The organism is Asanoa sp. NPDC050611 (genome assembly GCF_040654855.1).
Classification (GTDB): domain Bacteria; phylum Actinomycetota; class Actinomycetes; order Mycobacteriales; family Micromonosporaceae; genus Asanoa.
The window spans coordinates 1-9250 of record NZ_JBFAIU010000307.1; the positions used below are offsets into that span (position 1 = coordinate 1).

Here is a 9250-nt window from a genome sequence, read left to right on the forward strand (position 1 = left end):
GTTCCATCGGGTTGTGGTGGGCGTTTGCGCGCCCGGCCCGTCGCCCTCGGTCCATCGGGAACGGGTTCATCAGCGGCCCCGTGCCGGCACGCCGCCTGCGTGACGTCACCGATCAGCTCCACCAGGTCGGGGCCGTACGCGCCCGGCTGGCGCACCTTCAGCACCAGACAGAACGGGGAGCTGTCCCCGTATTGCCGCTGCAGCTCGCGGTGGTGGGCGGCGAGGTAGCGGGCCGCCGCGAGGTTGGCCAGCGCCGTCTGCCCGATGAGCAGGAAGACCGGGTGCGCGGTGGGCAACGCCCGGGCCAGCAGCACGTGCGCCTCCTCGTGCGGCCGGCGCTCGTAGCGCTGGTCGCCGACCAGGATCGGCACCCGCTCGCCGGCGTCGGCGTACGTGGTCACCCGCACGCCCGGCATGAGCGCGAGCAGGTGGGCACCGGTGCGCGGGTTGCTCTCCGGCCCGCCGATGCAGAACTCGGTCACCTTGCCGAGCTCCTTGGGCGCCTCCGCGGCCGGCACGAGGTCGGCCCGCGCGCCGCACTCCTTGACGATCGCGCCGAGCTCGACGATCGCGCCCATGTCGTTGCGGTGCACACTGGACACCCTCGGCGACGACCAGTGCCGTCCGGCGATCAGCAGGCTCGGCGAGCCCTCGCGCAGCCCGAAGAACCCGCGCATCCGGGCCAGCCGCCGGTAGGACACGCCCCGCTGCACCAGCCACGCCGCCACAGCGGCGAGCGCGCTCGCCATGAGGTTGATCGCCAGGTCCTGCACGGCGACACAGTAGACGGTGTCTCAGCTCTTGTCGTACGCGGCGACCAACCGCTTCGGCGCCCGGTTGCGCCAGCCCTGCTCGATCACCCGGCGCATCGCTCCGGCCTCGACCGCGGCGAGGTCGACCCGGACGCCCACGAAGATGCGGCCGTGCTCGCGCGTCACGACGTCGTACACGTGGGGCCGTTCCGCGGCCAGGGCGGCCGCCTCCGCCTGCCCGACGCAGACGATCGCGTGCCCGTCGCCCTTCTCCAGGTGGACGAGCAGCCTGTCCGCCACCCGGAAACCCGGCAGCCGGAAGTGCGGCTTCTCCACGACCTCCGGCATCGCCAGCGCCCAGCCGCGGATGTCGGCCAGCGTGATCACTTGTAGTTCAGCTCCCCGGCCTCGATGGGCGGCACGAGGCGATTCTCCTCCGGCGCCAGCGGGCAGGCCCAGCGGTCGTCGTACGCACACGACGGGTTGTAGGCGTAGTTGAAGTCCAGGCGCACCCGGTCGGTCCCGAGCAGCACGAGCCCGCGGCCGAAGGTGCCCTTGACCGTGTCCGTCAGGTAGCGGCCGCCGCCGTACGTCCGTGGGCCCGCGGTGCCGTCGCGGAACGGCACGAACAGGCCGCCGCCGTACGCCTCGATCCACCAGAGCGTCAGCGGGCCCCAGGGCGTGTCCGCGATGCCGACCCGGCGGTAGTGGACGACGCCGTCCGGGCCGCCGGTGTCGATGTCCAGGCCACCGGTCGCGGGGCGGACCGGCGCCTCTGCGACCGCCTCCGGGTTCGCCGGGAAGTAGCGCAGGCCCTGAAACGCGGGCCGCTCGTCCGGCGGGATCGCCGACTGGGGGTGGCTCGCGAACAGCTCGTCACGGCCGGCCCGGAAGCCGGCCAGGTCGACGTCCGAGAGGTAGAGGCGGGCCACCCGCTCGCGCCAGTCGGCCAGGTCAAGGTCATCCACGGCACCAAGGCTAGACCCGGGAACAACAGGCGCCTCGGGGAAGTTGTTTAAATTTGAAATACCCCGTACGCTCGGAGGCGTGATGAGTGACGAACGGTCGTTGAACCCGGCGGAACTGGCCGCCTGGCGCGCGGTCGTCGAGTCCAGCCAGCGGTTGTTCATCGCGATCGAGGACGATCTGCGCACGTCGAGCGGGCTCAGCCTCGCCGACTACAACGTGCTGGTCGAGCTCTCCGAGGCGCCGGGGCGACGGCTCCGGATGGGCGACCTGGCCACCAGGCTGATCTTCGCGCCGAGCCGGCTCACCTACCAGGTCGGCACGATGGAGAAGCGTGGCCTGGTCAGCCGCCAGCCCTGTCCGGACGACCGGCGCGGCAGCGAGGCCGTGCTCACCGACGCCGGGCTCGACACGCTCCGCGCCGCCGCGCCCGGGCACCTGCGCTCCGTGCGCCGGCATTTCGTCGACGACCTCGACGCCGCCGACCTCGCCGCGCTGACCAAGATCTTCACCCGCATCGACGAGCGGCTGACCGCCGCCCGAGCAGAGTCCCGCTAGGAGAGTCCCATGCCCGCCGTCACCGTCGAAGACGTCCTCGTCCTGCCCCGCCTGCCCCGCCTCGACCAGGCCGCCACCACCTTCCGGCCGGTGCGCTCGCTCACCACCGCGCCCAGCGGCTTCGAGGGCGAGGGCTTCCCCGTCCGGCGCGCCTTCGCCGGCGTGTCGCTGACCGATCTCGACCCCTTCATCCACCTCGACCAGATGGGCGAGGTCGACTACGCCCCGGGTGAGCCGAAGGGCACACCGTGGCACCCGCACCGCGGCTTCGAGACCGTCACGTACATCATCGACGGGATCTTCGACCACCAGGACTCCAACGGTGGCGGCGGGACGATCACCAACGGCGACACGCAGTGGATGACCGCGGGCTCGGGCCTGCTGCACATCGAGGCGCCGCCGGAGCACCTCGTGATGAGCGGCGGCCTGTTCCACGGCCTCCAGCTGTGGGTCAACCTGCCCCGGGTCGCGAAGATGAACCCGCCGCGCTACCAGGACATCCGCGGCAAGGAGTCGGGGCTGCTGACCACGCCGGACGGCGGCGCGCTGGTCCGCGTGATCGCCGGTGAGATCGCCGGCCAGAAAGGCCCCGGCAGCACCCACACGCCGATCACCATCGCGCACCTGACCGTGCAACCCGGCGCCGAGGTCGACCTGCCCTGGCGCCCGGACTTCAACGCGCTGGTCTACGTGCTCGGCGGCCGCGGCACCGTGGGCCCCGACAAGCGCCCGATGCACACGGGCCAGCTCGCGGTGCACGGCGCGGGCGACGCGCTGCGGATCACCGCCGACCTGCAGCAGGACTCGCACACGCCGGCCCTGGACCTCTACATCATGGGCGGCGAGCCGATCCGCGAGCCGGTCGCGCACTACGGCCCGTTCGTCATGAACACCCGCGCCGAGCTGGTCAAGGCGTTCGAGGACTACCAGGCGGGCCGGCTGGGCGTCATCCCCGCCGGGCGCGTCCCGCACTCGGCGGGCGAGGGCGACCGGCCTTAACAAGAAATCCGCGCGCTCCGGCTTCCCGGCTGGGGCGCGCGGCCCGGCCTCCCCCGAATGGGCATTGCCGGCCGACATGTCATCCGGCCGCATTATCTGGCCTGTCGCAAACCGGACTTGATCGGCTGACTGCGATCGATTGCCACTACGTTTGGCTGTTGCTCGATGTCATCTGCCATCCATGCCTCGGGAAACGGCGGCAACGATGTTCGGAAGCGGAACCGAGTTCGGGTCGGATGCCACATTCCTGGCTGATCCCATCGTCGACGTGACGGAGGCGGCGTCCCTTTACTCGCAGATATCCGGGGTACTTGCCGCATTCGCATTCGCGGGCTTGATGGCCTACCTCGTCGAGGGCGACAGGCGCCGCCCCGGCAGCGAATCAGACCAGGCCGAGCGCCCGGTAACGGTCTCCTTGTTCCTGACCCTGGTGTCGCTGATCGTCGTCGCGGTCCTGTACGCGATTCTTGCTGGCGGTCCACCCGACTCCGGCGCCGGGTACCTCGGCATCATGATCTATGGACTTGCCTTCGCACTGTCCATCCTCTCGATGTTCCACGCGATCACCCTGCTGGCGGAGCGAAGTCGGGGACTTCGCTCCGTTACTCCTGTCTTCCGCCTGTGGACCTCGCTTGCGGGGCCGGCTCTCACCGTCCTACTGGTCAGCAGCGCCTCGTTGGACGTGTTCTTCAAGGTGAACGGCAAGGATGCCTCGACCGTCGGCCAGCTGTGGCCCATCCGCCCGTTCGGCTTGGGACTGGCGCTGACAGGAGTGCTTCTGCTGACTATCGGTCTGGCGTCGCGCAGGGTTTCGAAACTGAAGTTCGAGTGGCCATGGTGGTGCCCGGTGATTCCGGCGGCAGTCGCCGCGTCCACCGCACTCCTGGCCGCGGCGACCGCCGTCGTCCTGCTGATGCAACCGCAAAGTTTTGTGCCATCCGACGCACTTCTCATTGTCCTGGTCAGCATCGCTTTCCTGTTCAGCCTCTCGTTCGCCCTGTTTTCTTTGATCAACATGCCAAGTAGCCGAACGGAAGCTCACAGCGCCGGACCACCGGAGTCCGATCAGGAGCCAGAGCCCGATGTCCTTAGCGCGGCCGGGCCTGACACAGTCGCGACTCAATTGCCGGCCAGCGTGGTCTAAATGGACTGCGCCGACCTCCAGTGGAGCCCGTTGCTGTCCGCGCCTGCCCATTCTCAACTCGCGGGAGTGCTCGCAGGCTTGGTATTCGCTGGAATGATCGTGCTCTTCGGCGCGAAGCGGCCGAGTCCCGCACGAACCCGGGCTCTGGTGCTGTTCGCGGGCGCGCTGGTGGCGCTCGCGGTTGACAGCTTCATCTTCGGTGTGGTCGCGGGGGAGACCGTCTGCGTCAAGGCATGGACCGAGACGATGCCAGCCGCCGGCCTGCTCGGGCTGGGCGCTCTCGGCATCTTCGGCGGGATCAGCTGGTTGTTCAGCTCGTACGACCCCGAGAACCCTCGTGTCACGGCGCTGGCCAACCTCATCACGTACGTGGTCGCGGTGATCGTCGGCTATCACCTCCAGGTAACCGCGTCGAGTTACCTGGTGGATCTCCAAGACTCGAACCTCAACGAGCCGCCGGGGTGGCTGTTCGATCTGGTCGGCGCATACGCCTGGGGGATTCTGGTCCTCGTCCTGGCGGTTCCGCTGTGGCGTGCTGTCCGGCGGCGTCGCGGAGCGCTGCGCACGCCGAGCGCACTGCGGGATCGGGAAGCCCGATTGGACAACTCCGCGATTATGGCCGCACAGCTCTCGCTGCTCTGGGTCCTTCTCGTCGCACTGATGTCCGGAACCCTGCTCAGCAAGTCAGCCGGTTGGACACCGCGCACGAGTGACGCCGTGGTGATCGCATCAACAGTGCTGTCGCTCGCAGTCCCGACTCTCGGTCTGATCGCCCAGCTTCAAGCGCTCCCGGAAACGATCAAGAGCCGCCCGCGCCAGGCGAAAGTTCCACGCCCGCTCGCCTGGCATCTCCCAAGATGGGGTCGTCGCCGCCCTGGGGCCGCACAGGCCGCGACCCCGCCTCTGCCCGGAGGCGGCGTCACGCCGTGACGAGGAATATGGCGATCACGCCCAGGATGACCATGATCAGGACGGCGAGCAGGAGACCATTTTCGCTGCTGGCTTCCCGGCTGCGGCTGCTCTCCGAGTCCGGGGTGATGATCTCACTGCTCATCGGGGCCTCCTTACCTGCCGTCCTTCGACAATGACGGTAGGCGCGCCGTTACGGAGAGAAATCGCGGTTTCGCGCCAGCGTCGGCAGTTCTGTGTCAACGTGTCGGCCCGCCCCGGGTGTGACGCGCGTGCGGTCTGGGCAATACCCCACGGATGGCGATCGAGGACTGGTTTCTCAGCAGGGCGGAGCGGGGCAATCCAGCCTCAGACCTACCCACTTGGAGCGTCGGCAACCACTGCGAGCCACTCGTGCACGGCGCGACGTACTTCGCGGATCTCGCCCGCACCGTCGAGGCCCTGACCAAGGGCGACCACCTGCTCTTCACCGACTGGCGGGGCGACCCGGACGAGCGCATGCTCCCGGACGGCCCGACCGTCGCCGAGCTGTTCTCCCGCGCCGCCGAGCGCGGGGTGGTGGTCAAGGGGCTGGTGTGGCGCTCGCACCTCGACAAGCTGTCCTACAGCGAGGAGGAGAACCGCCACCTCGGTGAGGCGATCGAGGCCGCGGGCGGCGAGGTGCTGCTGGACCAGCGGGTCCGCCGGGGCGGCTCGCACCACCAGAAGCTGGTGGTGGTCCGGCGCCCCGACGACCCGACCGGCGACGTCGCGTACGCCGGCGGCATCGACCTGTGCCACAGCCGGCGGGACGACGCGAACCACCTCGGCGACCCCCAGCCGCTGACCATGGCCGGCGCGTACGGTGAGCGCCCGCCCTGGCACGACGTGCAGCTCAAGCTGCGTGGGCCGGTGGTCGACGTGCTCGACCAGGTGTTCCGCGAGCGCTGGACCGATCCGATGCCCCTGGACATCGAGAACCCGCCGGCCTACCTGGCCGACAAGTTCCGGCACGCCGACCTGACCGCCGACCCCCTGCCCCCGCGCCCGCCGGCGGCGCCGACCGCCGGCCCGCATGCCGTGCAGGTGCTGCGCACCTATCCGGCGGTACGGCCGCGCTACCGGTTCGCGCCCGACGGCGAGCGCACGGTGGCGCGCGGCTATGCGAAGGCGGTCCGCCGCGCCCGGCGCCTCATCTACCTCGAGGACCAGTACCTGTGGTCGACCGAGGTGGCCGAGCTGTTCGCGGCGGCGCTGAAGGCGAACCCCGACCTGCACCTGGTCGCCGTGGTGCCGCGGCACCCCGACATCGACGGCCGGTTCGCCCTGCCGCCCAACCTGGTCGGCCGGGAGATGGCGCTGCGGGTGTGCCAGGAGGCGGCGCCCGACCGGGTGCACGTCTTCGACGTGGAGAACCACGAAGGGACGCCGGTGTACGTGCACGCCAAGGTGTGCGTGGTCGACGACGTCTGGGCCAGCGTCGGCTCGGACAACTTCAACCGTCGCTCGTGGACGCACGACAGCGAGCTGTCCTGCGCGGTGCTCGACGAGACGCCCGACCCGCGGGAGCCCCGCGACCCCGGCGGCCTCGGTGACGGAGCCCGGATCTTCGCCCGGGACCTGCGGCTGAGCCTGCTCGGCGAGCACCTCGACCGGACGGACGTGGACGCCCTCGTCGACCCCGCCGCGGCGATCGCGGCGCTCGACGGGTCGGCCGACGCGCTGGAGGAGTGGCACCGCGGCGGTCGCCAGGGTCCGCGCCCGCCGGGCCGGCTGCGCCCGCACGCACCGGAACGCCTCTCCCGCGCCACCCGGATGTGGGCGGTTCCGGTCTACCGGCTGGTCTACGACCCCGACGGCCGCCCACTGCGGCACCGGCTCCGGGGTCGTTTCTAGCCCGCCAGGGACCAGGTCCGCGGCACGTAGACCGGCTCCCGCGGGTCGCCGGCCAGCACGAGGGTCGCCCGCCACCGCTCGATGCCGGGCATGCCCAGGTCGGCCCAGCGGTCGACCAGGATGCCGGCGTCCGAGGCGTAGGTGGCGCCCTGCCCGCCGGCCGCGAGGATCGCACCGTCCGCCCGGATCGCGGCGCCGCCCGCGCGGGTCTCGTCGAGCAGCACGCAGCCGGTGCCGCCGTCGAAGGGCGCGCTGGTGGCGCGGCTGTCCCAGGTGCCGACCGCGAACCAGAGGTCGTGGTAGCGCAGCCCGCTCAGGGCCCGATCCCAACGGGCCGGCTCCGCCGGCGCGGGCGTGGCCCAGTCCGGCGTCCGGACCGGGGCCGGGTGCGCCCAGGGATAGCCCGCTCCGAGCGGACCGCCGGCCGCCATGAAGCCCGCGCCGCACACGCCGCCGGCCCAGATCTCGGCCTGCGCCGGCCAGCCCGGCTCGGCGCGACCCTCCGCCGGCCGGGTCCAGACCCGCAGCACCGGGTTGTTGCCGGCGTGCGCGACCGGCGCCACGATCTGGCCGCCGGGCACGAGCTGCGCGAGCCAGTGCGGCGAGATCCCGGTGACGCCGACGGTCACCATGACGCGGTCGTACGGCGCGCCGCCCGGCCAGCCCAGGTAGCCGTCGCCGACGAGCACCCGGGCACCGGTGACGCCGGTCGCCCGCAACGCCGCGGCGGCCCGGGCGGCCACGTCGGGCTGCACGTCGACGCTGGTCACCTCGGCACCGAGGGCGGACATCAGCGCGGCGTTGTAGCCGGTCCCGGCGCCGATCTCCAGCACCCGCATGCCGGCGGTGACGCCGAGCTCCTCGATCATCAGCGCCATCAGCGACGGCTGGCTCGAGGAGCTGACCGGCCGCCCGTCGTCGAACTTGGTCACCAGCGCGTCGTTGCGGTAGGCCCCGGCGAGGAAGCCCTCGTCACCGGGGCGCAGCAGGCCGGTGTCGTGTGCGTGGAACCCGTCGGCGAGGAACAGCTCGCGCGGCACCGTGGCGAACGCCCGGGCCAGGTCGTCCCGGGTGAGTCCGCCGTCCTCGCGCAGCAGGTCGACCAGCCGCGCGCGCAACGCCGCGCCTTCGGTCATGCTCGTGCCTCGCTCCGCGAGGCCCGGCCCGACCGCATTCGGCTGAGCTGGCTGCGCTCGCTCATGCACCTACGGTAGAGGTCTCGGCGGCTGCGCGCGCCTCCCGAAGACAGCGGGGTACGTCCATCGCGTGGTACGGGTGCTCGGCCGGCTCGATGCCGGCGAGGAACGCCGCGTAGACGGCCGCGCTGCGCAGCGCGGCGACCGGGGCCAGCACCGCGACGGCGGTCTCGGGGTCGCAGCCCGGCACCGCCGCCCGCCAGCGCGCGGCCCACGCGTTCCGCAGGCCCGCCGCCGCCTCGTCCGTGACGGTCTCGCTCAGCCGCAGGATGTCGAAGACCGGGTTGCCCAGGTACGCGTCGCCCCAGTCGATCACCACGGGGTCGTCGTCGCCGGCCACCCGGGTGTTGCCGGGGTGCAGGTCACCGTGCACGAGCGTGTCCGGCAGCCCGCAGGCCGCGGCCGCGGCGAGCCGCTCGTCGAGATCGGGGAGCACCTCGTCGACCGTCGGCCGGTGCGGGGCCAGCGTGGCCCTGATCCAGTCGGCCAGTCGTTGGCCGCGCCGGTCCGGGACGCCCGCCGCGGCCAGCGCGTCGAGGTGGTCGCGCGCGGCGAGCTGGATGCCGTGGGCCGTCACCCCGATCCGGTGCCGGCCGGCCAGGTCCGCCTCGTACCAGTCGGTGCCGGGCACGTGCGCCAGCAGGAGCCGCCCCTCGGGACCCGCCGCGATCAGCCGCGGTGCCCGCCCCGGCGCGGCGCCGGCCAGCCAGCGCAGCACCGCGCCCTCGTGGGCGAAGAACGGCGGCACCTGCTTGAGCCACGGTGGCAATGGTGACCTTATCTGGCATTCGAACCTTCCACGGTCTTGAACGTTCAAAGTCGAAAGTGCATGATTGGATCGTTCAAGTTGC

11 protein-coding genes are annotated in these 9250 nt (G+C 71.5%); 5 read left to right on the forward strand and 6 right to left on the reverse strand.

The window, feature by feature from the left end:
- From AB0H87_RS32660 to AB0H87_RS32670, 3 genes are all read right to left on the reverse strand, one after another.
- Positions 1 to 773, reverse strand: a 773-nt coding sequence (locus AB0H87_RS32660) for a hypothetical protein (RefSeq protein WP_360154457.1), incomplete at its 3' end; no start/stop codon positions are given.
- 21 nt (positions 774 to 794) lie between these two features.
- Positions 795 to 1139, reverse strand: a complete 345-nt coding sequence (locus AB0H87_RS32665) for a hypothetical protein (RefSeq protein ID WP_360154460.1) — start codon at positions 1137 to 1139, stop codon at positions 795 to 797.
- A complete protein-coding gene (locus AB0H87_RS32670) occupies positions 1136 to 1720 on the reverse strand; it encodes a DUF1684 domain-containing protein (RefSeq protein ID WP_360154463.1) in 585 nt (194 codons plus the stop codon). The genes AB0H87_RS32665 and AB0H87_RS32670 overlap by 4 nt, the downstream gene beginning before the upstream one ends.
- 82 nt (positions 1721 to 1802) lie before the next feature.
- Between AB0H87_RS32670 and AB0H87_RS32675 the strand changes: the two genes are divergently transcribed.
- The 4 genes from AB0H87_RS32675 (at position 1803) to AB0H87_RS32690 (ending at position 5349) form a co-directional block, all read left to right on the forward strand.
- The gene (locus AB0H87_RS32675) at positions 1803 to 2276 is read left to right on the forward strand and encodes a MarR family transcriptional regulator (RefSeq protein WP_360154466.1); all 474 of its coding nucleotides are present in this window, start codon (positions 1803 to 1805) and stop codon (positions 2274 to 2276) included.
- A gap of 9 nt (positions 2277 to 2285) precedes the next feature.
- Complete coding sequence (locus tag AB0H87_RS32680; protein WP_360154469.1) at positions 2286 to 3275, forward strand: pirin family protein; 990 nt, start codon at positions 2286 to 2288, stop codon at positions 3273 to 3275.
- A 181-nt stretch (positions 3276 to 3456) separates the two neighbouring features.
- Positions 3457 to 4419, forward strand: coding sequence for a hypothetical protein (locus AB0H87_RS32685; protein ID WP_360154472.1), 963 nt, complete (start codon positions 3457 to 3459; stop codon positions 4417 to 4419).
- Positions 4420 to 5349, forward strand: coding sequence for a hypothetical protein (locus tag AB0H87_RS32690; RefSeq protein ID WP_360154475.1), 930 nt, complete (start codon positions 4420 to 4422; stop codon positions 5347 to 5349).
- Here AB0H87_RS32690 and AB0H87_RS32695 read toward each other — a convergent pair.
- Entirely contained in the window at positions 5339 to 5473 is a 135-nt protein-coding gene (locus tag AB0H87_RS32695; protein WP_360154478.1) for a hypothetical protein, read from the reverse strand. The two genes, AB0H87_RS32690 and AB0H87_RS32695, sit on opposite strands and share 11 nt — an antisense overlap.
- Positions 5474 to 5625: 152 nt before the next feature.
- Here AB0H87_RS32695 and AB0H87_RS32700 point away from each other — a divergent pair, with 152 nt between their 5' ends.
- On the forward strand, positions 5626 to 7203 hold the full coding sequence (locus tag AB0H87_RS32700) for a phospholipase D-like domain-containing protein (RefSeq protein WP_360154480.1): 1578 nt from the start codon (positions 5626 to 5628) through the stop codon (positions 7201 to 7203).
- Here AB0H87_RS32700 and AB0H87_RS32705 read toward each other — a convergent pair.
- Positions 7200 to 8339, reverse strand: coding sequence for a methyltransferase domain-containing protein (locus tag AB0H87_RS32705; RefSeq protein WP_360154482.1), 1140 nt, complete (start codon positions 8337 to 8339; stop codon positions 7200 to 7202). The genes AB0H87_RS32700 and AB0H87_RS32705 overlap by 4 nt on opposite strands.
- A gap of 61 nt (positions 8340 to 8400) precedes the next feature.
- Positions 8401 to 9168, reverse strand: a complete 768-nt coding sequence (locus AB0H87_RS32710) for an aminoglycoside phosphotransferase family protein (protein WP_360154484.1) — start codon at positions 9166 to 9168, stop codon at positions 8401 to 8403.
- Positions 9169 to 9250 lie beyond the last annotated feature (82 nt).

What these genes read in the sequence shown, in the direction of transcription:
- AB0H87_RS32675 (WP_360154466.1), top strand. Translation starts at nt 1,803, where the DNA reads ATGAGTGACGAACGGTCGTTGAACCCGGCGGAACTGGCCGCCTGGCGC.
- AB0H87_RS32680 (WP_360154469.1), top strand. Translation starts at nt 2,286, where the DNA reads ATGCCCGCCGTCACCGTCGAAGACGTCCTCGTCCTGCCCCGCCTGCCC.
- AB0H87_RS32685 (WP_360154472.1), top strand. Translation starts at nt 3,457, where the DNA reads ATGCCTCGGGAAACGGCGGCAACGATGTTCGGAAGCGGAACCGAGTTC.
- AB0H87_RS32690 (WP_360154475.1), top strand. Translation starts at nt 4,420, where the DNA reads ATGGACTGCGCCGACCTCCAGTGGAGCCCGTTGCTGTCCGCGCCTGCC.
- AB0H87_RS32695 (WP_360154478.1), bottom strand. Translation starts at nt 5,473, where the DNA reads ATGAGCAGTGAGATCATCACCCCGGACTCGGAGAGCAGCCGCAGCCGG.
- AB0H87_RS32700 (WP_360154480.1), top strand. Translation starts at nt 5,626, where the DNA reads ATGGCGATCGAGGACTGGTTTCTCAGCAGGGCGGAGCGGGGCAATCCA.
- AB0H87_RS32705 (WP_360154482.1), bottom strand. Translation starts at nt 8,339, where the DNA reads ATGACCGAAGGCGCGGCGTTGCGCGCGCGGCTGGTCGACCTGCTGCGC.